The 23,572-nt window shown below is 64.1% G+C and carries 26 protein-coding genes, 1 tRNA gene and 1 other annotated feature; of the genes, 6 read left to right on the forward strand and 21 right to left on the reverse strand.

Annotated features, from left to right (window positions below; translation table 11 throughout):
* Window positions 1–50 precede the first annotated feature (50 nt).
* From hcp to C2U37_RS02030, 18 genes are all read right to left on the reverse strand, one after another.
* On the reverse strand, window positions 51–1,700 hold the full coding sequence (hcp, locus tag C2U37_RS01945) for a hydroxylamine reductase (protein ID WP_010673330.1): 1,650 nt from the start codon (window positions 1,698–1,700) through the stop codon (window positions 51–53).
* Window positions 1,701–1,936: 236 nt separating this feature from the next.
* Entirely contained in the window at window positions 1,937–2,404 is a 468-nt protein-coding gene (locus tag C2U37_RS01950; protein ID WP_010673329.1) for a Dps family protein, read from the reverse strand.
* Between the two features lie 130 nt (window positions 2,405–2,534).
* Entirely contained in the window at window positions 2,535–3,077 is a 543-nt protein-coding gene (locus tag C2U37_RS01955) for a DUF3833 domain-containing protein (protein WP_010673328.1), read from the reverse strand.
* 11 nt (window positions 3,078–3,088) lie between these two features.
* Window positions 3,089–3,631, reverse strand: a complete 543-nt coding sequence (locus tag C2U37_RS01960; protein ID WP_029313899.1) for a chalcone isomerase family protein — start codon at window positions 3,629–3,631, stop codon at window positions 3,089–3,091.
* Window positions 3,588–3,806: a TIGR02450 family Trp-rich protein gene (locus C2U37_RS01965; protein WP_010673326.1), complete on the reverse strand. Its 219-nt coding sequence runs from the start codon at window positions 3,804–3,806 to the stop codon at window positions 3,588–3,590. Before C2U37_RS01965 ends, C2U37_RS01960 begins: the two co-directional genes overlap by 44 nt.
* A complete protein-coding gene (locus C2U37_RS01970) occupies window positions 3,803–4,282 on the reverse strand; it encodes a DUF2878 domain-containing protein (RefSeq protein ID WP_010673325.1) in 480 nt (159 codons plus the stop codon). Before C2U37_RS01970 ends, C2U37_RS01965 begins: the two co-directional genes overlap by 4 nt.
* A 2-nt stretch (window positions 4,283–4,284) precedes the next feature.
* Window positions 4,285–5,541, reverse strand: a complete 1,257-nt coding sequence (locus tag C2U37_RS01975) for an SAM-dependent methyltransferase (protein WP_010673324.1) — start codon at window positions 5,539–5,541, stop codon at window positions 4,285–4,287.
* Between the two features lie 106 nt (window positions 5,542–5,647).
* Window positions 5,648–6,427 carry a DUF1365 domain-containing protein gene (locus C2U37_RS01980; RefSeq protein ID WP_029313896.1) on the reverse strand — a complete coding sequence of 260 codons (780 nt, stop codon included), beginning with the start codon at window positions 6,425–6,427 and terminating at the stop codon, window positions 5,648–5,650.
* Entirely contained in the window at window positions 6,424–7,683 is a 1,260-nt protein-coding gene (locus tag C2U37_RS01985; protein WP_010673322.1) for an NAD(P)/FAD-dependent oxidoreductase, read from the reverse strand. Before C2U37_RS01985 ends, C2U37_RS01980 begins: the two co-directional genes overlap by 4 nt.
* The gene (locus C2U37_RS01990) at window positions 7,680–8,414 is read right to left on the reverse strand and encodes an SDR family NAD(P)-dependent oxidoreductase (RefSeq protein WP_010673321.1); all 735 of its coding nucleotides are present in this window, start codon (window positions 8,412–8,414) and stop codon (window positions 7,680–7,682) included. The genes C2U37_RS01985 and C2U37_RS01990 overlap by 4 nt, the downstream gene beginning before the upstream one ends.
* Window positions 8,411–8,839, reverse strand: a complete 429-nt coding sequence (locus C2U37_RS01995) for a nuclear transport factor 2 family protein (protein WP_010673320.1) — start codon at window positions 8,837–8,839, stop codon at window positions 8,411–8,413. The genes C2U37_RS01990 and C2U37_RS01995 overlap by 4 nt, the downstream gene beginning before the upstream one ends.
* A 1-nt stretch (window position 8,840) precedes the next feature.
* Complete coding sequence (gene phrB, locus C2U37_RS02000; RefSeq protein WP_010673319.1) at window positions 8,841–10,265, reverse strand: deoxyribodipyrimidine photo-lyase; 1,425 nt, start codon at window positions 10,263–10,265, stop codon at window positions 8,841–8,843.
* On the reverse strand, window positions 10,262–11,149 hold the full coding sequence (locus C2U37_RS02005; protein WP_010673318.1) for a MerR family transcriptional regulator: 888 nt from the start codon (window positions 11,147–11,149) through the stop codon (window positions 10,262–10,264). Before C2U37_RS02005 ends, phrB begins: the two co-directional genes overlap by 4 nt.
* Before the next feature lie 139 nt (window positions 11,150–11,288).
* Window positions 11,289–12,233 carry a YbgA family protein gene (locus C2U37_RS02010; protein WP_010673317.1) on the reverse strand — a complete coding sequence of 315 codons (945 nt, stop codon included), beginning with the start codon at window positions 12,231–12,233 and terminating at the stop codon, window positions 11,289–11,291.
* A gap of 173 nt (window positions 12,234–12,406) precedes the next feature.
* Window positions 12,407–13,036, reverse strand: a complete 630-nt coding sequence (locus C2U37_RS02015; protein WP_010673316.1) for an outer membrane beta-barrel protein — start codon at window positions 13,034–13,036, stop codon at window positions 12,407–12,409.
* Between the two features lie 178 nt (window positions 13,037–13,214).
* Window positions 13,215–13,769: a DUF3157 family protein gene (locus tag C2U37_RS02020; RefSeq protein ID WP_010673315.1), complete on the reverse strand. Its 555-nt coding sequence runs from the start codon at window positions 13,767–13,769 to the stop codon at window positions 13,215–13,217.
* An 88-nt stretch (window positions 13,770–13,857) separates the two neighbouring features.
* Entirely contained in the window at window positions 13,858–14,688 is an 831-nt protein-coding gene (locus tag C2U37_RS02025; protein WP_010673314.1) for a hypothetical protein, read from the reverse strand.
* Window positions 14,689–14,835: 147 nt separating this feature from the next.
* Window positions 14,836–15,435, reverse strand: coding sequence for an HAD family hydrolase (locus tag C2U37_RS02030; protein WP_010673313.1), 600 nt, complete (start codon window positions 15,433–15,435; stop codon window positions 14,836–14,838).
* 191 nt (window positions 15,436–15,626) lie between these two features.
* Window positions 15,627–15,760: a sequence feature (Phe leader region), on the forward strand.
* Window positions 15,761–15,798: 38 nt separating this feature from the next.
* On the opposite strand from C2U37_RS02030, the gene pheA reads away from it, so the two are divergent.
* On the forward strand, window positions 15,799–16,971 hold the full coding sequence (gene pheA, locus C2U37_RS02035) for a prephenate dehydratase (RefSeq protein WP_010673312.1): 1,173 nt from the start codon (window positions 15,799–15,801) through the stop codon (window positions 16,969–16,971).
* Between the two features lie 581 nt (window positions 16,972–17,552).
* Here pheA and C2U37_RS02040 read toward each other — a convergent pair.
* A complete protein-coding gene (locus tag C2U37_RS02040) occupies window positions 17,553–17,978 on the reverse strand; it encodes an LPP20 family lipoprotein (protein WP_010673311.1) in 426 nt (141 codons plus the stop codon).
* A gap of 88 nt (window positions 17,979–18,066) precedes the next feature.
* Window positions 18,067–18,687, reverse strand: a complete 621-nt coding sequence (locus tag C2U37_RS02045) for a FlgO family outer membrane protein (protein WP_010673310.1) — start codon at window positions 18,685–18,687, stop codon at window positions 18,067–18,069.
* Window positions 18,688–18,951: 264 nt separating this feature from the next.
* Between C2U37_RS02045 and C2U37_RS02050 the strand changes: the two genes are divergently transcribed.
* The 5 genes from C2U37_RS02050 (at window position 18,952) to C2U37_RS25230 (ending at window position 22,707) form a co-directional block, all read left to right on the forward strand.
* Window positions 18,952–20,103 carry a flagellar assembly protein FlgT gene (locus tag C2U37_RS02050; RefSeq protein WP_010673309.1) on the forward strand — a complete coding sequence of 384 codons (1,152 nt, stop codon included), beginning with the start codon at window positions 18,952–18,954 and terminating at the stop codon, window positions 20,101–20,103.
* Window positions 20,104–20,153: 50 nt separating this feature from the next.
* Window positions 20,154–20,230, forward strand: a tRNA-Arg gene (locus C2U37_RS02055).
* 262 nt (window positions 20,231–20,492) lie between these two features.
* A complete protein-coding gene (ppk2, locus tag C2U37_RS02060; protein ID WP_010673303.1) occupies window positions 20,493–21,317 on the forward strand; it encodes a polyphosphate kinase 2 in 825 nt (274 codons plus the stop codon).
* A gap of 159 nt (window positions 21,318–21,476) precedes the next feature.
* Window positions 21,477–22,535, forward strand: a complete 1,059-nt coding sequence (locus tag C2U37_RS02065) for a PQQ-dependent sugar dehydrogenase (RefSeq protein ID WP_010673302.1) — start codon at window positions 21,477–21,479, stop codon at window positions 22,533–22,535.
* Window positions 22,536–22,551: 16 nt separating this feature from the next.
* Window positions 22,552–22,707: an entericidin A/B family lipoprotein gene (locus C2U37_RS25230; protein ID WP_010673301.1), complete on the forward strand. Its 156-nt coding sequence runs from the start codon at window positions 22,552–22,554 to the stop codon at window positions 22,705–22,707.
* A 45-nt stretch (window positions 22,708–22,752) separates the two neighbouring features.
* Here C2U37_RS25230 and C2U37_RS02075 read toward each other — a convergent pair whose 3' ends face one another.
* Window positions 22,753–23,547: a DeoR/GlpR family DNA-binding transcription regulator gene (locus C2U37_RS02075; protein ID WP_010673300.1), complete on the reverse strand. Its 795-nt coding sequence runs from the start codon at window positions 23,545–23,547 to the stop codon at window positions 22,753–22,755.
* Between the last annotated feature and the right edge of the window lie 25 nt (window positions 23,548–23,572).

The following is a 23,572-nucleotide window of genomic DNA, read 5'->3' on the forward strand; positions in this document are numbered from 1 at the left end:
GGCTCGCCAAAGGCTTACAACATGCTGAGCGTGTAAGGCTGTATCTTTGCTCAGGCCGCCAGGATCTCGGCGAGATCCGCGTCTGCCGTGGTGGTTCCTTTCAGGCCGAACTGCTCCTCCAGCACCTTGAGCAGGGCCGGGGTGAGGAAGGCCGGGGCGGTCGGGCCGGTGCGGATGTCCTTCACGCCGAGCGCCAGCAGGGTGAGCAAAATGACGATGGCTTTTTGCTCGAACCAGGAGAGCACCAGGGTCAGGGGCAGATCGTTGACGCCGCACTCGAACGCGTCGGCGAGCGCCAGGGCCAGCTGGATGGCGGAGTAGGCATCATTGCACTGACCCACGTCCAGCAGACGGGGAATGCCGCCGATGTCGCCGAAATCGAGCTTGTTGAACTTGTACTTGCCGCAGCCCAGGGTCAGCAGCAGGCTGTCCTGCGGGATCGCCTTGGCAAACTCGGTGTAGTAGGCGCGCTCGGCACGGTCACCGTCACATCCCCCCACCAGGAAGAAGTGGCTGATTTCGCCAGCCTTGACCTTGTCGATCACCGCAGGAGCGGCCTGCATCAGGGCGTTGCGGGCAAAACCGATGGTGATGAAGTGCTCGAGCTCAACGTGCTTGAAGCCTTCCAGCGCTTGCGCCTTGGCGATAACGGCGGAGAAATCTTCCCCTTCCAGGTGGGTCACACCGGGCCAGCCGACGATGGAGCGGGTGAAGATGCGATCGCTGTAGTTGCCCACGTTCGGGTCGATGATGCAGTTGGAGGTCATCACCACGGCGCCCGGGAAGTTGGCAAACTCCTTCTGCTGGTTCTGCCAGGCGGAGCCATAGTTACCCACCAGGTGCGGGTACTGCTTGAAGAAGGGGTAGGCCAGGGCCGGCAGCATCTCGCCATGGGTGTAGACGTTGATGCCAGTGCCCCTGGTCTGCTCCAGGATGAGCTTGAGATCCACCATGTCGTGGCCGGAGACCAGGATGCACTTGCCCGGTACCGGAGTGACGCGTACCTGGGTCGGCTCGGGATGGCCGAAGGCGGTGGTTTCACCGAGATCCAGCATCTCCATGATTTTGAAGTTCAGCAGGCCAATATCCATAGCGCACTTGAACAGGGGATCCAGATCGCAGGGATCCGTGCCGAGCCAGCTCATGATGCGATGGAATTCGGCGGCGACCCCGGCATCCTGCTGATCCAGCACCCGGGCGTGTTCCATGTAGGCGGCGGCCCCCTTGAGGCCATAGAGGCAGAGCAGGCGCAGCCCCATGATGTCTTCGTTGACCTCGTTCTTGCCCCGGTTGACCGCGGTCTGCGGCGCCTGGGCAAGCTGGGCCAGCAGATCGGCACCCGGCTCGAAGCTGGCCGCGGCGGGCAGTGTGTCGGCCTGCACCGCCAGCGGTGTCAGCTTGGCGGCCAGTTGCTGGCGATAGGCCAGTGCCTGGTTGACGTAGGCGACGATGCGAGCGGAGTCGAAGTTGACGTTGGTGAGGGTGGCAAAGAACGCCTTGGGCACGAAAGCGTCTATTTCGCTGTCGACGATGCCGTGCTCGCGGGCCGCCAGGGCCCAGGCGCTGAGCCCTTGCAGGGTATAGATCAGCACATCCTGCAGGTCGGAGGTTTCCGCCGTCTTGCCGCACATGCCTTGTGCATAGGCGCAGCCGTTGCCTGCCGGGGTACGAATAGTCTGTTCACATTGCACACAAAACATCATGTCTCTCCTAATTGGACATTTCAGTTATCTGTTTTGTGGCGATTCTATTCCCCTCCTGGAAAACTTAATAGGCATTCAATTTACCAATTAACGTTTCATTGATGCAGATCAAATAGAAAAAAGCCGCCCAAATCGGGCGGCAAGCGGGTGGGAAATCAAGGAGAGACAACTCGGGTTTGCAACAACAGGGGCAATGATACGGGCCGGAGCATGGGCAGCCGGCCCCAGGTTCATCAGGCCAGATAGGCGCGCAGCATCCAGACCAGTTTTTCCTGCTGCTGCACATAGTCGGAGAGGATGGACGCAGTCCCTTCATCACCGGCATCGGCGGCCTGACCCAGGATGCGGCGCTGGGCAACCAGCAGTTCGCGGAAGCTCGCCAGCAGGGATTCCACGCAGGCACGACCGTCATGCAACCCCTTCTGCTCGGGGATGGCGGACACCTGGATGTAGTCGCTGAAGCTGTGCAGGGGCACCCCATCCAGGGTCAGAATGCGTTCGGCCAGGGCATCGACTTTCAGCAGCAGGTCGTTGTAGATCTCTTCGAATTTCAGGTGCAGCTCGAAGAACTGGTTGCCGCGGATGTTCCAGTGGAAGCCACGGACGTTCATGTAGAGGATCTGATAGCTGGCCAGCAGCTTGTTGAGCTCGGCGGCCAGGGCTTGTGATTGAACGGTATCAAGACCAATGGGGCTCTTCATGATTCACCTCCAGGTGGTAAGCATTATCGGGAACGGAGTCAGCTTATCCAGAAGCAGACTCAAAGGACAATCGTTCGTGCCTTGCCGATCAATAGCCAATGGCTATCGTCGGCAAAAAATGCACCGGCGTTCATTGCTCAAGCCGTTCGATATAGAGGATCACCTCGCCGAGGTAAATGCCGAACTTGCTGATCTTCGCACGGTTGATCAGGCGATCGTCGTCCAGCAGATACATCCAGTCATCGAAGCTCACCCTCACCACGCTCTCATCCGGCAGAGCCAGATCGAGTTGATAACGCCAGTTGAGGGCGAAACCCTCTGTCTTGCCTACCGCCTCCCCCACCACGTCTGAAGCCGTGCCGCGCCAGTGGCCATCCGCCCCCTTGCTCAAAAACCAGGTGCGGGTCTGCCGACGGCCATCATCGAAGTAGAACTGCTCGAACAGCTCCCCCTTGCCCTCTCGCCAGTGCCCCTGCATCTCGACCCGAAAGCGACTGGTCACTTCGCCGCTGCGGTCCGTCACCAGGCCGTGGGCCACCAGCTTGCCATTGAAGAAACGGGCGAGATCCCAGCCCGGCCGGGAGCCGCGATAATCGTCAAGACCCGCGCCGCAACCAGAGAGCCACAGCAGGGGCAGCAACCAGGCAAGACGCCACCAGGAAGAGAACTTCATGGAATACTCCATCAGGATTGGCCGCGCAGGCGGCGGGTCAGAGCGGGATCCCGGCTGTCGTCAGTCAGCCAGATAGCAAGAAACGCGGGGGCGAAGGCGGGATCATCGAGAGAGCCAAGGAGGCGATCTCGCAACCAGAAGTGGCCCGTGCCTTGCTCGTCCACATAAAAAACCAGCTTGTCGCCGGGGGCGACATCCGGCCAGAGCGTGGCCAGTCGAGCCAGCCAGCGTTGGCGCTCACTCTCGCTACCAAGGCCGAGCCGCTGCCACTCGGCGGCGGTCGCCTCCAGCAGATCCTGGCGCTCGATGGCCCTCGCGTAGGTAATGCTGAGGGCCTGCGGGTAGCGCCCCGGCTGATAGCGACCGCTCTCGCTGTAGAGGGTGGCGTCATAGAGCTTGAACCAGAGCCAGCGCATCTCCCCCTGTCCCACGGTACGCAGCCCCTGCCAGGGGGCGGCAACGCTCTGGGCGGTCGCAAACAGTGGCAGGCTCAAGGCCGCCAGCAGCAGGCTAGTTCCACCCCATGTGCCAACGGGCGGGATCCTCCAGTTCATGCCAGTCCATCTCCTGTTCCTGCAGGGTGTTGATATCCTGCATCACCACGCTCGCCAGATGCCCCTGGGCATCGCGCTGGCAGGCCACCACCAGGTAGAAACGCTCGGCCAGCTCGCACTGGCCATCCCTGGTCCACTTGGAAAACAACAAGGTGTCGGTCGAAAAGGTGTTCATCTCGTCTCACCCTCCAGCTTGACCGTTACCCACAGGAGTACGGGTAACCACCACATCCAGATCACCGCCAGCAGCACTGCGCTTGTCCAGATGCCCCAGGGTAAGTTTACTGCCCCCATGGCGGCCCCCGCCATATAGGAGGAGGCGCCCCCCACCATGCCGAACAGCCCCTGTTGCCAGCGCGGCAAGGGGCGAAGCCAGGGAAGGCCGTGGGAGAGGGTCAGGGCGAAACCGCACCAGAGCAGCAACAGCCAGAGCGGAAAACCGGACGGAAAGTGAAACAGGCCGAGGCGCCAGAGCAGGATGTCGAGCAGGCAGCCTGCCAGGGCGACCGGGATGAGGCGCCAGTCCTGCCCACGGCGGGGGGAGAAGATGAAATGGAGCAGCAGCATCCCGAGCAGCGGGCCCGGTTGCTGCCATGTCACCGCCAGCAACCAGTAGAGGTTGAATCCCAGCAGGTGGGCCCACTGCCACATGATCAGCGACCGCTTGCCGGCAAGTCCCCGGACCAGCCATGGGGCCCCGGCTTGGCGGCCTCCAGTTGCACCAGGCTGATGGCCCGTTCCCAGAATCCCCCTTCACAGTAGGCGAAGTAGAAGTGCCAGAGCCGGATGAAATCCTGGCTGTAACCGAGCTTGGGCAGCTCCGGGGCCAGCGCCAGGAAGCGTTCGCACCAGTGGGCCAGGGTACGGGCATAGTGGTGGCCGTGATCGTGCAGCCGTACCAGCTGCATGTCGGTCTCCCGCGCCAGCAGACCCGCCATCTGGGAGACGCAAGGCAGGCAGCCTCCCGGGAAGATGTAGCGCTGGATGAAGTCCACCCCGCGCAGATACTGGGCGTGGCGCTGATCGGCGATGGTGATGGCCTGGATCAGCAGGCGTCCGCCGGGCTTGAGCAGGCGCGACAACTGGCGGAAATAGTCGGGCAGGAAGGCGTGCCCCACCGCCTCGATCATCTCGATGGAGACCAGCTTGTCATAGCGTCCCTCCAGCTTGCGGTAATCCTCCAGCAGCAAGGTGATGCGATCTCCCAGCCCCTCCCGCTCGATCCACGCCTTGGCATAGTCGTGCTGGGCCCGGGAGATGGTAGTGGTGGTGACCCGGCAGCCGTAGTGACGGGCCGCATAGACGGCGAGACCGCCCCAGCCGGTGCCTATCTCCAGCAGATGGTCGTCCGGCCCAAGCTCAAGCCGCTCGCAGATGGTGCGCAGCTTGGCCTGCTGCCCCTCCTCCAGGGTGGCATCCGGGTGGGGATAGATGGCGCTCGAATACTGCATGTGATCGTCGAGAAAGCCCTGATAGAGGGTGTTGCCAAGGTCATAGTGGGCGGCGATGTTGGCGCGCGAACCGGTCAGGGTATTGCGATTGAACCAGTGGCGCACCTTGTTGAACGGGAAGCTGAGCCAGCCGAGGCGCCGTTCCAGGGCGTCGAGCAGCGGCAGATTGCGGGCCAGCAAGCGCACCAGTGCCACCGGCTCCGGGCTGGTCCAGAGACCCTCCACCCAGGTCTCTCCTGCGGCGATGCTCCCCCCCAGCAGCAGGCGGCGATAAAACGCCGGATCCTGCACCACCAGCTCGGCATGCAGGTCGCTGCCCGCCTTGCCGAAACGGTGGCACTCGCTGCCGTCGTGGAGCACCAGCTGGCCCTGCTCAAGGCGCGCCAGCAATTTGAGCAGCAGTTGCTTGGCCCCCTTGTCGATGAAAGAGGCAGAGAGGGTTGATTGAGCAAGTTCCATTAGCGGCTCTCCGAATGGGTCAAGAGTGGGGTCGTTCGGTTGGGATGAACCCGCACCATGGGCTGCTGACAACACCAGGAAGCGGAGTTAAACGGGTGTGTCAGCGTCACGGGCGGCTCTCCGGATGGGTGAAGACGGGGGTGCGTTTGATCAAAAGGCGCAGGGCCTGCCAGTAGATCCCGAGCAGCACCTTCAGGGTCATCCAGGGCCAGCGAGCCAGCAGCGCCGCCAGCCCCTTGCGCGACAGCGGCGCGCGGCGCAGGGCCAGGGTGGCGTCAAACAGCTTGCTCTCACCGGATACGGGGTGGCTCTCGATATGGATCAGCGCCTCCTCTTTCGGCGCCCGGATGCGCCAGTGGTAGCGCATCCCCAGCCCCATGAAGGGGGAGACATGAAAATCCTTGTCATGGGGGGAGAGCGCCGCCAGATCCAGCAGGTAGTAGTGGCGCTCGTTCCAGGGGGTATTGGAGACCTCCGCCAGCAGGTAGCGGGTCTCCCCCGCCCGATCGCAGAAATAGAAATTAACCGGGCTGAAATAAAACCCGAGGCAGCGCACGTTGCCAAGGAGCAGCACCCGCCCGCCGGGCTCCGCATCCCCCCCAAGGGCCGCCACCTTGTCCCAGACCGCCTGCTTGAGGGGCCCTTCGCTGCCCCGCATATAGTCCTCGCGGCGAAACGAGAGCAGTCCGGCCCGCTCCACGGTAAACCAGCGCCCCTGCTCAAGCCCGGGCAGTTCGTCCAGATCCAGCCCCAGCATGAAGAGGCTGTATGAAAAAGCGTGGGCCCTGGGGGCGAAGCGGCGATGGCGCACCGAGCCTTGCCAGATGGCGCTGATCCCCTCCCCCATTCCCTCGTCCCCCTGCGTCAAGGCCGCGGCGCCGCTCATAGCTCGGCCCCGAAGCGTCTGGCCACGTCCAGGGCGCTGCGCACCCCGTCCTCGTGAAAACCGTTGTACCAATAAGCCCCGCAGAAGTGGGTATGCTGATGGCCACAGATCTCGCCCCGTCGCTGCTGGGCGGCGATGGAGCCCTGATTGAATACCGGATGATGATAGACGAAACGGCGCAACACCTTGCTCTCGTCCACCCGTCCACGGGGATTGAGGCTGACGCAGAAGGGCGCTGGGGAGCTCACCCCCTGCAGGATGTTCATGTTGTAGCTCACCAGGGGGCGCGCCCCGTCATCCTCACCGAGCTGGTAGTTCCAGCTCGCCCACGCCTTGCGGCGCATCGGCAGGCAGGAGGCGTCGGTGTGCAGCCAGACGTCGTTGGCCTGATAGGGCATGTTCCCGAGGATGGCCCTCTCTCCCTCGCTCGCATCCGCCAGCAGGGCCAGGGCCTGATCGCTGTGGCAGGCGAAGATCACCTCGTCAAAATGGGCCTCCTGCCCCTGGCTGGTGACCACGACGCCATCCGCCACCCGGCGCACCGCCTCCACCGGGGTAGCGAGGCGGATGTGCGACTGCCAGCCCGCCGTGAGCGGCCCTATGTACTCTCGCGAGCCCCCCGGGATCACATACCACTGGGGCCGGTTCGCCACCTCCAGCAGCCCGTGGTTGGCGAAAAACCGCAGGAAGAAGCTCAAGGGGAAGGCACGCATGTCCGCCAGGGTGGAGGACCAGATGGCCGCCCCCATGGGCAGGATGTAGTGGCGGGCGAAATAGTCGCTGAATTTCCCCGCCTGCAGGAAGTCCCCCAGGGTCAGCTCGGGGGTCAGCTCCCGCTGGCGATGCGCGGCCAGCCAGGCCCGCGCCTCCCGGTTGAAGCGCAGGATCTCGGCGACGAAGCGATAGAAGCGCGGGCTCAGCAGATTGCGGCGCCGGGCGAACAGGGTATCGAGGTTGTGACCGTTGTACTCCATCCCCTCGGGACTCTTGACCGAGAAGCTCATCTCGGCGGGTTGGCGCCCCACCCCGATGCGCTCCAGCAATTTGAGGAAGTTGGGATAGGTGCGGTCATTGAAGACGATGAAGCCGGTGTCGATGGCATAGTGGCGCCCAGCCTGTTCCACCTCCACGGTGGCGGTGTGGCCTCCCAGGGTCGGCGCCGCCTCGAACAGGGTGATGTCATGCAGCTTGTGGAGCAGAAAACCGGCGGTGAGACCGGAGATACCGGAGCCGACGATGGCGATCTTTTTCTTCATGAAGGGCGTCCTTTCGAAACGAGTGTGCGGCCAAGGCGCAGCCAGAGCCCTGTCGGCAGGGCGCCGAGCAGGCGCAGCAGCCAGATGAAGCGACGGGGAAAGTGGATCTGGTGGCGACCGGCGGCAAGCCCCGTCATGATGGCGCGGGAAGCCTCTTCCACCGTCACCAGGCAGGGCATGGGAAAATCATTCTTGTCGGTGAGCGGCGTCTGCACGAAGCCCGGGCGGATCAGAGTCACCCCGATGCCCTTGCTGGCCAGATCCAGGCGCAACGTATCCGCCAGATAATCGAGGGCCGCCTTGGAGGCGCCATAGGCCTCCGCCCGTGGCAGGGGCAGCCAGCTCACCGAGGAGCTGACGATGGCAAGCCGTCCACCCGCCCCCAGCCGCGGCAGCAAGGCGGCCAGGGCGTTGCCGGTGGCAATGAGGTTGGTCTCGATGACCCGGGCAAACAAGGCGCCATCAAAGCCTTCTGCCGGATCCATGTATTCACAATTGCCCGCATTGAGAATGAGCAGGTCGAGGGCGGGCAGACTCGCGGCCACCCCGGCCATGGCGGCGCTGTCGCGCGCATCGAATCGCAAAGGGGTGATCCCCAGGTCGGCCAGTGCCTGCAAGCGCACCTCGTCCCGGCCACAACCCCACACCTGCCAGCCGGCGCGCCGATAATCCAGCGCCAGCTGGCGGCCGATGCCCGAGGTGGCCCCGGTGATCAGCACCCGGCCGCTCATGTCCCCAGCCTCCCCTTGATGGCACGTACCACGGGCCCCAGCAGCGGCAACTGCTCGTAGAGCATGGCCCCGAGATCGAAGTAGTCCCGGTGCAGGCACACCTTGCCCCAGGAGTCGAACGTCAGCCGGGTGGCCCCCTCGACCCTGACAGCCCGGCCACCGGCAATCCTGGGGTGGGAGAAGGTCATGACCCAGGCGAGCCAGGCTTCGTTGCCCGACTGCTGCTGACTCGTTATCTCGAAGCTGCACTGGGCAAGGCGCTCATAAAGGGAGGAAAAGTAGCGGGTGAGCGCGGCCAGCCCCTCTATCCGGTGCGCAGGATCGATGAAGAGCACCTCATCGGCATAGACCTCCGGCAAGCGGTGCAACTGATGCTTGTCCAATTGCAGGTAGAGGATGACAAAGCGGGCCAGCGCGTCATTCATGCTAGTTTTTCTCCAGTTCGCGGAACATCTCGATGGCCCTCACCCGTGCAACGGCATGATCCACCATGGGGGCCGGATAATCCTGCCGCCCCTTGAGCCGCAACCAGTCGTGGGGCTCGTGGAGATAGGCAGCAGGCACATCCGCCAGCTCAGTGACCCAGGTACGAATGAACTCCCCTTGTGGATCAAATCGTTGCCCCTGGGTGGTGGGGTTGAAGACCCGGAAATAGGGCGCCGCATCGGCCCCGGTCCCCGCCGCCCACTGCCAGCCGCCATTGTTGGCCGCCAGATCCCCGTCGATGAGCCGACTCATGAAGTAGTCCTCCCCAAGCCGCCAGTGGATGTGGAGATCCTTGGTGAGGAAGCTCGCCACTATCATCCGCAGCCGGTTGTGCATCCAGCCGGTGGCGTTGAGACAGCGCATGGCCGCATCGACCACGGGGTAGCCGGTGCGCCCCTCGCACCAGGCGGCGAAGGCATCTGGATCCCAGCTCCACGGCAGGGCCGCCGTCTCCGGCTTGAAGGGGCGGTTCATGGAGAGGCTCGGGATCAGCACCAGCAAGTGGCGGTAGAACTCGCGCCAGATGAGCTCGTTGAGCCAGACGAAACCGGGTTGGGCCTTCGACTGGGGCCGGTAGCCGAGACGCTGCTGCAGCGCCCCCACGCACTGGCGGGCACTGATGATGCCCGCCGCCAGATAGGGGGAGAGCACGGAGGTGCCCGCCAGCGCCGGAAAGTCCCGGGTCTCGCCGTAATCGAGCACCGCCTGATCCAGAAAAGCGTGCAACCGGCGGCTCGCCTCGGCCTCCCCCACCGGCCAGCGGGTGTCCGCCGTCAGCTCCCCCAGCCCGTCGTCCACCCACTCCCGCTCGGCCAGGGGCAGCCACGGCAACGGCTCGCCGCGTGGTGCGGGGGCACGGTGAATGACGAAGCCATCCTCCTCGAGAGCCTTGAGCCAGGCGCGGCTGAAGGGGGTGAAGACCTTGAACATCTCCCCCGACCCGGTCAGCACCCGACCGGGCGGCAGCACGCAGCAGCCGTTGAACCAGTGGCTGGTCATGCCCTGCTCCCCCAGCGCGGCGCTGACGGCGTGGTCGCGGCGCAGCTCGTCAATCTCGATGGCCTGGTTGGCGTAGAGCTGGCTCACCCCGAGCTCCCGGCAAAGCGCCGTCAGCGCCGTCGGCACCTCGGCAAAGGTCTCGACCCGCAGCAGATGAAGCGGAATGCCGAGGGCCGCCAGCTCGCGGCCCATGGCATCCACCTGTGCCAGCATGAAGCGCTGGCGGACCGGGGCCAGCTTGTGCTGCTGCCACTGGGTCGGCGAGACGATGAAGAGTGCGGCGACCGGTTCATCTCCGGCGCAGGCGTGGCGCAGGGCCGGGTTGTCGGCCAGACGCAGATCGTTGCGAAACCAGACCAGCCTCATGACGGTGTTCTCCCGCCCTTGCCCTTCGCCTTGGCAGTGCGGGTCGTCGCACTGACCTCTGCCAGGGTGGCGTGCCAGTTGCGGGCACGCCGCCACGGCTCATCGTAGAGGCGTCCCAGCTCGCCAAAGAAGCGGGTACCCTCAGGCCATTCGGCGGCCTGGTCCTGCTTGCCGAGCCCGGCCCCCAGCAGGATCAGCCAGGGGGGAGTGGCGCGCCCCTCCAGCAGGGTGGCATAGCGGGGCTCCACCGCCCCCAGCAGTTGCACCTCATAACCCTGACCGATGAGCTCATACGCAGCCCAGACCAGATCCAGCGGCCCCACCTGCCCCCAGCTTGCCAGGGTGACGGGCACGCCCTTCTCCTGCTCGATGAGGTGGCGGGCGAAGCGGGTATGCAGCCAGCCGAGCCACACCTGTTGCAGCAACTCGCCATCGGGGCGCTCGCGCCACAGCCCCAGCAGCCGCTCCACCAGGGGCTGCAGCACCCGGCTGCGCACCAGCTCGAAGGGGTAGCTCGCCAGCAGATCGCCAAGCTCGGCCTCCGCCTTGCGCTGGTTGAAGGCGAGCAGCGCCTGGCTGAACTGCTCCAGGGTCTGCTGCCAGTGATCGCTCACCGGCGCACTCTGGGGCTCGCTCAGGAGCCCCTTCACCTGACCTATGCTCACCCCCCGCTCCAGCCAGCTCAGGATCTCGCCTATCTGGCGGATATCCTGCTCGCTGTAGAGACGATGGCCCTTCTCGGTTCGGGCCGGTTGCACCAGCCCGTAGCGGCGCTGCCAGGCGCGCAGGGTGACGGCGTTGACGCCGGTGAGGCGGGAGACCTCGCGAATGGGGTAGACGCCCTCGTCGGGGAGAGGCGCGGCGGCTTGTGATTCATCAGACATGAGAGAGTCCATCAGACGTTGGAAAGAGGCCCCGGTCATCCACCGGGGCCTGCACAGGGGGTTCAGAGCCCGTAGCGCAGCTTGAGCGTGTCGGGATGAAGGTCGAGGTAGGCCTGATCGGCCAAATCCAGCCACACCTTCACAGCCCGTAACGCAATTTCAGCGTGTCGGGATGGGGATTGAGGTACACCTGCTCGGCGAGATAGGGGTTCGGGTACTCGCGCAGGTAGTGGCGGATCAGGGTAAGGGGCACCAGCAACGGGAAGACCCCGGTGCGGTACTTGTCGATGGTGTCGCACAGCTCCTGCTTCTGGGCCGGGGTCAGCACCCGCTTGAAGTAGCCCTGCAGGTGCATCAGCACATTGGTGTGGCTGCGGCGGTTGGCGCGAAGAGTCAGCGCAGCCATCAACCCCTGGATGTAGCTGTCGGCCACCTCCTGCAGGTTGGCCTTGCCAAGGTTGGCGAGCAGGCGCCCCAGCGCCCGGTAGTGGGTGGTGGCGTGGGAGAGCACCAGGTACTTGTAGCGTGAATGGAAGCGGATCAGGGCTGAGGCGGTGATCCCCCGGGCGCAGAGCTGCTGCCAGTCGTGGTAGGCGAAGACCCGCAGCACGAAGTTCTCCCGCAGGATGGGGTCGCACAGGCGGCCATCTTCCTCCACCGGCAGCAGGGGGTTGGCCTCCATCAGCGCCTTGGCGAAGAGGCCGACCCCCTCCTTGGCGCTCCCCTCGTTGTTGGCGCCATAGATACGCACCCGCTCCATGCCGCAGCTGGGGGACTTGGCGCAGAGGATGTAGCCGGAGAGGAAGTCGAGCTGGCGTGCCTTCTGCTCGCTGAAGGCAATCAGCTTGTCGGTGACGTCGAAGCTCCCGTTGCTTGCCTCGGCCCGCACCTCGCCCTGGCGCTTCACCAGCCGGATGGCGGCGCGGGGTGCACCCAGGCCAATGGCCATCTCGGGGCAGACGGGGTGATAGTCGAAATGGGCGCCCAGATCCCGTTCGCAGAAACTGGAGCGTTTGTGGCCCCCGTCGAAGCGCACTTCCTGGCCGAGCAGACAGGCACTGATACCGACCTTGATCTTGTACATAATGAAGCCCCTTGTATAAGCCTTGAGTAAGTTATAGCAGTTATACAAAAAATTGGAAGCTGTATAACTATTGCGAACTGATACGGCCAGGGGGCGGCGGGCGGATCAGCCCCCATAAAAAAAACCCATGACCGAAGTCATGGGTAAAGGTGAAGACCCTGCAGGAAGGATGATCAGAAGCTGTATTTCACACCCAGGCTGGAGATGGAGCCTTTTTGCAGATCCCAGTTGCGATAGGTGTAGTCGGCGGTGAGGGCCAGGTTCTGGGTCAGCTTGTACGCCGCCCCCGCCTTGAAGTCGTGCATGTCGTCGGTCATGTTGGCGTAGCGATAGCCGGTGGAGAGCTCGACGGCGCCGGTGTCGTAGCGCAGGCCCACTTCTCCGTAGAGGCTGCCGCTCTTCTTGCGGGCCAGGGTATCCCAACCGGAGTGGTTCACGTCGGAGGCCAGCTCCCGTTCCAGGCTGTAGCCCATCAGGCCGGTTTCACCGTAGAGGTTCAGGCCGGTGCTGAGGGGGGTGTAGACACCCATCCCCAGACTGGAGATGGCCATGCTGTCGTTGCCGCTGCTGCGGGAGGTGTATTCGCTGCCGATCCGGCCATAGACATTGCTGGTGAAGCTCTTGGAGAGATCCAGGCTCAGGCCGCCGAAGTCGCGGTTCTCCCCATCCTTGCCACCGATGTAGTCAGACTTGGTGTGGGCCCAGGTGGCAGAGCCCTTGGCATAGCTGAAGGCATCTTGCGCCAGGACGGAGGTGGAAGAGAGACCGGCCAGAACCAGAACAGACAGTGCGATCTTTTGCATTTTGTTGACTCCATGGGTTGAGTTAGGCGGACCTAACTGGAATGGAGCCATTGTGACGGGCAAAGGGGGCAACGCCGAGGAGCAAGCTGTTGCCAAACCATGTCAGATGTAAGCGGATATTGCTGGCGGTTACCGGTGCAACACTCTGCGGGGGAGCGAGGGCTCCCCCGCCGTCATCCTAGCGGAACTCCACCTCGTCGATCTGCACCCGCACCAGCGGCTTGCCGGTGAGGCCGGCGGGTCGTGCCAGCTCGATGGCCCGGGAGGTGCGTGCCTCCCCCTTGCGCAGGTAGGAGTCAGGCAGGCGGTTCTCCCCGACCCAGAAGCGCACGGGCTCGCTCGAGAGCTGCACCCCGTCGGCGCTGAACAGGGTCAGGCTGCCGTTGACGCGCACCACGTTGCGACTGCCGGTGTTGCTCACCACGAACTGCAGGCTGAGGGGATCGTCCCCCGCCACCTGGTCCAGCTTCACCGTGATGCCGTCCCGGGTCGCCTGGGAGAGCAAGTCGGGATGGGCCATGGCCTGCTCGGTCAGCACCGGGGCCGCGACACTCGCCGTCACTGCCTGACCGGCTACCGTGGCTGCCGGCTTGACCAGCAGGTATTCCCAGGTGAAATCGTCATTGAGTTGCACCTGGCGACCATCCGGCAAGGTGATCTGGTGCAGGGGAGCCGCCTCGGCCAGCAGAGGGCACAGACAGAGGGCGACCAGCAGTCGGGAGAGGGGTTTCATGGGCAGGCACTCGATAAAGGATGCGAAGGGGGCAGTATAAAGAGTCGCGCCCTCCTTGCCTATGACCCCCCTCACGTTACGCCCCGGCTCAGATGACCAGGGGGTGGGGATCCTCCAGCGTGGCCAGATCCAGGGTCACCAGATCGAACTGGGCACTCCTGAGGGCCTTCTGGATGGTGGGCTGCATGTCGAACACCAGGGCCCGCAGCCGTTCGGGCACCCGGATCCTCGCAAGGGTGGTGACCCTGTCACCCAGGGTATGGAAGAAGACCTGGGCTCCCCCCAACCCCATGTCCACCAGCATCTGCTCGGCCATGTCGACCATCCGCAGGTGCCGCCTGTCCAGGGAGGCCATATCGACAAACCGCCGGCTCAGGCAGGCCTCCCCCACGTCTCCCCAGAGCGCCAGTTGCCGCTTGTGAAAGCCGTAGCGAAAATCCCGGTTGGTCATCCCCTGCTCGGCAAAGATCCAGAGGGTGTTGGCGGGCAGGCTGTGGAATCGGCGCAGGTACTCCCGCTTCTCCTCCACCGAGGCCGACATCAGCAGCGGCGGGCCCTCTTCATGTTCGAGCTGCTGGCAGAGGTAGCGCACCGGGTCGGTCACCTCGGCGAGGTGGCCCAGGTGCGCGCTGAAGATCATCTCGTCGGTCTTGAGCACCTGATGGGGGATGCCGTAGTGCCGGCAGTAGCGCTGTGCCCTGGCCACCGACTGGCGGCTGAGGGTGGGGTTGTCCAGGGTGATGGCGCGAAATCGCACCCCGCTGGCCCGGCACAGATCCATGCTGTAGCAGGATTCCAGTCGGCCGGAGAAGGAGACAAGCAGTTCGCTGTAACCGGCCAGGGTGTTGATGAGCCTCTGTTCCCTGGCTTGAAAGGTCTGATCGTATCCCCGATGCAGCGCAACGACATTGGCATCCATAACAACAACTCCGGATGATGAACTGGATACCATTTTGCCCGTCCCAAGCTGAATATACACTTAAAGAGCATGGATAAAGCTGTACGTTATTTGCCCTCAATCAAGGTTTTGCCCACTTTTTTCGCTGCGAAGCGAAACTGGCTCCCCTCAGGCAGGCAACAACCCCTGAGCGATCAGATGCGCCCGGCACCGGGCCGGATCGGTGAAGATCAGCCCCCGCAGACCGAGCGCCTCGGCCGCCGCCACGTTGGCCGGGCTGTCGTCGATGAAGAGGCACTCCTGCGCGCTCAGGTCGAACGACACCAGCAGATAGCGGTAGATGTCGGGCTCGGGTTTGAGCATCCGCACCCGGGCCGACACCACCTTGCCGCGAAAGAAGCGCCAGAAGGACTGATGCTGCTCCAGCCAGTCGATGCTGGCGTGCCCCATGTTGGAGAGGGCATAGAGGGTGTGGCCTGCACCGTGCAATTCTTCGATGAGCGCCACCATGGCGGGATCCGGCACAAGGGAGGACGGCACCGCCTGCAAGATGGCCAGATTCTCCGCCATCGACAGGCCGGTGCGCCCCTGCGCCTGACGGGCCATGGTGTGCAGGGAGAGGGTCCCCCTGTCCACCTCCAGCCAGTCCGGGTGGTTGAACAGCTGCTCCGCGATCCCAGTCGCCCCCTCAGGTCCGCGCACCGCACTCACTATGGCCACCGGATCCCAGCGCACCACCACCCTGCCCAGATCGAAGATCACCGCCATCGTCTCGTCCCCTCTGTGTGTTGTTGCCACGGATGTGGTCACGGCGGTTGCCATAAACAGGGACCAGAACGACGCTCACTCTCCCCCGGCAACCCGAGCCACCACCCTGCCCCGTTCAACGCCCCCGGGCAAGTTTTACTTGCATCGCACCGCCAAATCCCTTAATGGTTATGGCGTTACATTCAGGACACGCCCATGAACACACCATTCTTCTTTGTTTTCTCGTTTACCCGGCCCACATGAGGGAAGGCCCGTCGTCACGTGAACCATTCGCGTAAACAGAAACCAAAGACGAATCGAGCCTCCCCAGCGGAGGCTTTTTTTTGCACCACACACCACAGAATCACTGGATAGGGAACCACCATGGCAACGCTCGACGAGATCAGACACGACATCACCCAGTTGGATCAGGAGCTGCTCGCCCTGCTGGCCAAACGCAAGACCCTCAGCATCGAGGTCGCCCGCGCCAAGCAGGCCAATCCCCGTCCCATCCGTGACCACCAGCGCGAACAGGACTTGCTGGTCGCCCTGATCCAGAAAGGGCGCGCCCTCGGACTGGATGCCCAGTACATCACCCGCATCTACCACACCATCATCGAAGACTCCGTGCTCTCCCAGCAGGCCTACCTGCAGAGCCTGCTCAACCCCCAGCAGCAGGAGCCCATGACCAGCGTCGCCTACCTGGGACCGCGCGGCTCCTACTCGAGCCTGGCCGCCCGCAAGTACCTGGCCCGCTACAAGGATCAGGTGATCGAGGTGAACTGCCAGAACTTCCGCGAGGTGCTGGACACCGTGGAGTCGGGCCGCGCCGCCTTCGGGGTGCTGCCCATCGAGAACACCAGCTCGGGCTCCATCAACGAGGTATACGACGTGATGCAGCACACCACCCTCTCCATCGTGGGTGAGCTCACCTATCCCATCGAGCACTGCATCCTCACCGCCGTGCCCACCGAGATCGAACGCATCAAGACCTTCTACGCCCATCCCCAGGTGTTCCAGCAGTGCTCCCATTACCTCAGCAAGCTGGAAGGGGCGCGCCACGAAATCTGCGACTCCTCCTCCAGCGCCATGATGAAGGTCAAGGAGCTGGCAAGCCCGGAAGCGGCGGCCATCGGCAGCGCCGCCGGCGGCGAGCTCTATGGCCTGGACGTGCTGGCCGAGCAGCTCGCCAACCAGAAGGAGAACTACAGCCGCTTCATCGTGGTGGCGCGCAAGCCCATCGACGTGGCACCCCAGATCCCGGCCAAGACCACCCTCATTATGTCCACCTCCCAGAAGCCGGGCTCCCTGGTGGAGGCGCTGCTGGTGCTGCGCAGCCACGAGATCAACATGACCAAGCTCGAATCCCGTCCGGTGCAGGGCAACCCCTGGGAGGAGATGTTCTACCTGGATGTCTCCGCCAACCTGCAGACCCCGGCCATGCAGGCCGCCCTGCTGGAGCTGACCAAGATCACCCGCTACATCAAGGTGCTGGGCTGCTACCCGAGCGAAGACGTCAAGCCGACCGCCGTGCCGCCTGTCTTGATGGGAAGCTGATGGGGAGCGGATCCCTCCCCTGCCACACAAAGGCGAGCCCCGGCTCGCCTTTGTGCTCTCTGCGCCCTCCCCGTGAGACGCGCCCGGTCCCGCCCCTCCCTTCCGGCGTTAAACCGCCCTCCCCCCCCTCCCTCGCGGACCCGGGATCCTGGCGCTGCTGTCTTTCCACTCACCATCAGGCCATCTTCCTCCCGTTGCGGCCTCCTTTTGCCGCCTGCCGGGCCTTTCTATCGTTTGAATTTATTTAACGATATGGCAGCATCGTTAGATTTACCTAAACAATAAAGGCTGCTATTCCGGCGCCCGGGCACCTCTTGTTCGATCTCAGCCCCCTTTTTCCTCGCCACAGGCCGGATCCCGCCCAGCCCATCAAGTCCGTTTCTCCTGCAGAAGACCAGCTCTCCCCCCAAGACGCCAATCCCGGTTATCCTCACCAGGCCCTATCCCGTCCAAGGCGCCAACCCCGGTTATTCCCCGCAGATCCGAGCCCCTTCCCGACCAAACAAAAAGGCGAGCCTGCGCTCGCCTTTGTCTGTGCCGTGATGATCGCCGGGCTCATGCCGGCGCCCCCCGGACCCGCCCTAGAACTGGCCCGCCATCAGCTGGTTCAGGTGATAGAGGTTGCGGGTGTCGAGCTCCAGCTCGGTGGCATAGGTGTTGCCACGGGGATAGGTCGCCACCACCCGGGCACCGCGCACCATGCCCGCCACCGACACATCCAGGGAGTTGGAGGTCTGGGTCAGGTCCTTGTAGCTGCTCTGGCCGCGCACCTGCTGGCCGTTGAGCTGCTCCGCCAGCTCCCGGTAGGCGTCCATCTTGGAGGCGCGGATCGCCTGCAACATCTTCTCGGACTGGGAGGGGCCGGGCTGGATGTCGATCACCGCATACCCCACCGCCTTGAGCACCGGGAAGTCATCGGGCTTCTCGCCCACGTCATAGTTCACCACCCGGTTGCCACTGCACGCCGTCAGCAACATGGCCATCAGGCAACCCAACAAGATTTTCATCGCTGTTTCCCCGTTTTCCTGTTCACCACACCCGATGTTTCACGGCTCAATGTCAGCCAGCCCGCTTCACGCTTCATGACGCGCCACCTCAAGGGGTCAGGTTGACCAGATGACCGGACGGGCTCTGGCCCCCCCGCATCAGGTAACCGCGATTGATGGAGGCCCGGCCAAAGGAGTTGCTGGCACCGGACAAATATTGTTTCGGGATCAGGCTCTGGGCCGTGGTCTCCACCATCTTGGTGCGCAGATCGATGATGCGGGCGTTGACCAGGATCCCCTGCTGATTGCGGCTGAAGGTGCCGGTCAGGATGCGGGAGATGGGTAGCCGGGACGAGAGATCCTTGTAGTTGCGGCTCATCACGAAGTCCCCCTGCGGGGTCACCTGGATGTTGCCCGTGGTCTTGAAGTCCACCACCACTTCCCCGCGCCGGTTCAGCTCGTAGATGAAGCTCTCCTCGATCTGCTGCCCCATCCAGTTGGTGTCCTTCAGGGTGTCGAGATCGACAAAGGAGGCGACAGCAATGGGCTCGGTCAGGGTGGTGAGGGACTTGCGCTCCATCAGCTGATCCGTCATGCGGGCCACCAGCCAGTTGAGCTCCATCCCCTTCGCCGCCTGGCGAGGGTCTCCCAGCTCCCGATTGATGGGGTCGGCCGACCCGCAACCGACCAATGCCAGCGCCACCGCCAGCACCGTGATAACTCTCTTCATGGATACCTTTCCTGTATCTGCACCTGACCTGTTATCGGTCGCAACCGCCAACACTTGAGGCGGGAATGCGCGCAGGATCCTCGATGATCCCCGGGCAAAGGCGTGCACTGTGCCACCGGAGCCCACCGTACGGGCTCCGGCCAGGGAAGAAGGCATGGTTCTTGCTTTTATTTGGTCACCCGCTCCGGTGCAGACCGGATCTGTGTCCAGGATCCCTGACCCGCCCCACGGCGGCAGCGGGGTCGCCCACTCAAGGTGTTTGTTATGAAAGTTTCGCTGCTGTTCACCCTGCTGCTGGCCAGCCTGTCGGCCAGGGCCGAACTTATCGAGGCCCAGGGCAGTGCCGCCATTCTGGGGGGCGACGAGGTCTACGCCCGCGAGCAGGCGACCCGGGATGCCCTGCGCCAGGCGCTGCTGGCCAGCGGCGCCTCCGTCTCCAGCATCCAGCGCCTGGAAAACGGCAGCCTGCGCTCCGAGCAGATCCAGATCCGCTCCGGCGGCGACATCCGCCAGTACCGCCTCAAGCGCGAAGAGGTGCGCAACGGCCGCATGTACATCACCCTCGTGGCCGACATCCAGGCGGAGCGGCAGATCTGTCAGACCCAGCACTACGCCAAGGATTTGACGCTGGTGCGCCTGCGCATGCGCTACCCGGACCAGGCGAGCACCGGTGCCCTGGACGACATGCCCGCCGATCTCTCCCGCCGGCTGTTTGAAACCCTGGCGACGACGCCCCAGGTGGTCGCTCGCCAGTGGCTGGACGAGAATCTGCGCATCGACCCTCTCCATCTGCAACAGGGGGATCGCAGCGCCCTCGAGGAGATCAAGGCCCTGAGCCTGCGCACCGACAGCCAGTATCTGGTGCTCGGCAGCATCGACGACCTCTCCCTCGAGCCCCAGGGCAACGCCCTCACCAGCTGGTATGAGGATCCCGTGCGCAATTTCTCCATGCAGCTCTACCTGTTCGACGGCATTAACGGCAGCCTGCTCGGCCGCAAGGAGTACAAGGGCCGCGCCAACTGGACCTTCTCCAAGCGGGAACAGGTGGGCAGCAGCGGCGGCCAGTTCTGGCAGTCGAGCTTTGGCCAGGAGGTGGGCTACCAGTTGAAGGAGGCGGCCCAGGACATCGCCGCCGAACTCGCCTGTGCCCCCGTCACCGCCCGGATCGTGGCCCAGCACGAGCGCGGCCCCCACATCAACCTGGGCCGTCGCAACGGGGTCAAACTCGGGGACCAGTTCCGGGTCCAGCACAGCGCCGACTTCGCCGACCCCTATGGCAAGTCCAGGGTGATGCGCAACCCCGCAGACGGTCTGTTCGAGGTGGTGCAGGTGTTCGAGGATGGCGCCATCATCAGCAGTCAGAACAAATATTCGCCGTTCAATCTCCAAATCGGTGACCTGGCCGTATTGGAATAGGAATCAAGGGTTTAAAAGCACAATGCTTCTTGTATAATGCCCGCCACAAGGTTCCCGTAGCTCAGCAGGATAGAGCGGTCCCCTCCTAAGGGACAGGCCACTGGTTCGACTCCAGTCGGGAACACCATACACAGCAAGGGGCTGGCATCGTCATGATGCCAGCCCCTTGTGCGTTTCTGCGCCATTTCCCCTGCATCCATGGCGGCCAGGTCCCGCCCCCCCCTCTTCAATGTCTCACTGCCACCAACAACCCCGCGAGCCCCACCAAAGATGATCCCGGCCATCCCCCGGTAGTTGCCACTCCCGGTGGCGGCACACCGTCATCTACCCTTGAAGGGCGCCGTCCGGCAGGACGGCCTTCCATTCGCCGAGACACAGAGAAGGACATCATGGGCAGCAAACGAAAATCCAGAACGGAAGAACCGGTCGTGGCCGAGGCGCAAAAGCCCCTTGGCAACAAGGCATACGAAAAGGCGCTGCGCCTCTTGCACGTGGAGCTGGTCAGGCTGCAGCAGTGGGTGGTGCACAAGGGGCTCAAGGTCTGCATCGTCTTCGAGGGGCGCGACGGGGCTGGAAAGGGGGGCACCATCAAGGCGATCACCGAGCGGGTCAGCCCCCGGGTCTTTCGGGTCGTCGCACTGCCCGCCCCCACGGAGCGGGAGAAAAGCCAGCTCTACTTCCAGCGCTACATCCCCCATCTGCCAGCGGCGGGGGAGATCGTCATCTTCGATCGCAGCTGGTACAACCGGGCCGGGGTGGAGCGCATCATGGGTTTTTGCAGCGAGGAGGCGAGCGACAAATTCCTAGCTGGCACCCCCATGGTGGAAAAAGCCCTGGTGGACTCTGGCATCATTCTGCTGAAGTACTGGCTGGAGGTGACCCCACAAGAGCAGGAGCGGCGGCTGCGTGATCGCATCGACGATGGCCGCAAGATCTGGAAGCTCTCCCCCATGGACATCAAGTCCTTCGATCGCTGGGATGACTACACCCGGGCGCGGGATGCCATGTTCATCGCCACCGACACCGCCTGGGCCCCCTGGTTCGTGGCCCACTCCGAGGACAAGAAACGGGTGCGCCTCAACATCATCTCCCACCTGCTGGCGCACATCCCCTACGAGGCGCTGCCGGCGGAGCCGGTGAAGCTGCCCAAGCGCAAGATAGGCAAAGTCAAACCATCGGATCACCCGCTTCGCATCGTGCCAGCCCTCTTCTAGCCAGAGGGGGGTGAGCCCTGGCTCACCCCCTTTCCCTTCCTGCCCCAAGGAACAACCGGCACCGCCGGTATCACCCAATGGCTTGTTGTTGCTCACGTTTTCCCGTTTGCCTCCCCTATACTTCAGCGACATTCAGGTCTGGCCGCTCGAGGAGGTCCCATGTTGCGACTGTTTGCCCTGCTGCTTGTCTGCCTGGTGCTCCCGGTGCGGGCACTGACCCTGACCCCGGTGGCGGGGGAGCTACGCTACCCCTGGGGGCTCGCCTTCCTGCCGGATGGCGGCTACCTCGTCAGCGAGCGCCCTGGGCGCCTGCTGCGCATCGATGCGGGCGGCAACCGCCATGTGGTCTCCGGCCTGCCGCCCCTCGCCGCCACGGGTCAGGGGGGTCTGCTCGATCTCGCCCTGGACGGCGATGGCTGGCTCTATCTCAGCTACAGCGAGCCGGGGGACGGAGGCGCCGGCACCGCCGTGGCCCGGGCCCGACTGCAAAAAGAGGCCCTCGTCGACTGGCAACTGCTGTTTCGCCAAGAGCCCAAGGTGGCCGGCGGCGCCCACTTCGGCTCCCGCCTGGTGCTGACGGATGACCACCTCTTCATCACCCTGGGGGATCGCTACAGCGAGCGGGAGCGGGCCCAGACGCTGGACAACCACCTCGGCAAGACGGTGCGCCTGCACAAGGATGGCCGGGTCCCCGCCGACAACCCCTTCGTCAAGACGCCGGGGGCCCTGCCGGAGATCTGGAGCCTGGGCCATCGCAACATGCAGGGGGCGGCCCTGCGCCCGGGCAGCCAGCAGTTCTGGGCTCACGAGCACGGTCCCCAGGGCGGGGACGAGGTCAACCTCATCCTGCCCGGCCACAACTACGGCTGGCCCAAAGTGACATTCGGCGAGGAGTACGGGGGCGGCAAGATTGGCGTGGGCCAGAGCGCGCCGGGCATGACGGCACCGCGCTGGATCTGGGTGCCCTCCATCGCCCCCTCGGGCATGACCTTTTATCAGGGGGACTTGTTCAGGGAGTGGCAGGGGGATCTGTTCGTCGGCGCCCTGCGTGGTCAGGCCTTGTTGCGCCTGCACCTCGACGGAGACAAGATAGTGTCGGCGGAGCGGCTGCTGACTGATCTGGGGGAGCGGATCCGTACCGTCAAGGAGGGCCCCGACGGCGCCCTCTACCTGTTGACGGATTCAGGCCAGGGGCGCCTGCTCAAACTGACCCCATAGCATGAAAGGAGCAAGGATGAAGACGAATCGCATGCTGCTGGTGCTCTGCACCAGCCTCTGGTTGCTGGGCTGCAACACCATCCACGGGATGGGGCGGGACATCGAGAAGGCGGGGGAGGTGATCCAGGGCTCCGCCAAGCTGACGGACGCACCGGCCGCAGAGGGTCGCTGATCCCGGCCGGGTGGCGCTGTGGTTCGCCGCCTGTCGCCCCTCTCCTTACCCCTGTTCGGCGCTGGCCACCAGACTGGCCAGCGGCGCCATGGTCACCCTGACCCCGTGCTGTGCCAATGCCTCGCGGGCGCTCTGGGGCAGTTGCTCGTCGGTGATCACCTGATCGATCGCATCCCAGCTCACCACGTTGAAAGTCCCCACCTTGCCATATTTGGACGAATCGCAGATAAGGATGCGGGTCGCCGCCGACTCCACCACGGCTCGCTTCACCGGCACCTTCTGTTCGCTCGGGGTGGAGATCCCCTGACTGTCCCAGGAGGAGGCTGACAGGAAGGCGATGTCCAGATGGAGGTTGCGCAGGAAGTGGGCGGTGGCCTCCCCGGCACAGGACTGGTTCTCGCGAATGACCTGCCCTCCGGTGTGATAGAGGCGGCAGCGGCCGTGCTCGATGAGGTAGGCGCAGACCATGAAGTCGTTGGTCACTATCATCAAATCTTCCCGAAGCGCCAGCTCCCGGGCCAGCTCCAGGGAGGTGGTACCGGCATCCAGATAGACGGTGCTCCCCTCGCTCACCTGGGCGGCGGCGAGCCGCGCAATGGCCAGCTTGGCCCCCTGCATCAGGCTGCGCTTGGCGGCGTGGGAGGGCTCGCTCTTGATCCGCTGGGAGAGGCTGACCCCGCCGGAAACGGAGAGTACCCGCCCCTGCTCCTCCAGCTTCTGGATGTCGCGCCTGATGGTCATGTGGGAGACCTGCAGCCAGTCGGTCAGCTCCACTATGCTGACCACGCCGCGCTCTGCCAGCAGTTGCAGGATACGTTGCTGTCGCTCTACGGGAATCATCTTGCCTCGCGCCTCGGGAAAAGGA

Origin of the sequence: Aeromonas sp. ASNIH1 (assembly GCF_002934285.1) — a bacterium.
Lineage (GTDB): Bacteria > Pseudomonadota > Gammaproteobacteria > Enterobacterales > Aeromonadaceae > Aeromonas > Aeromonas caviae.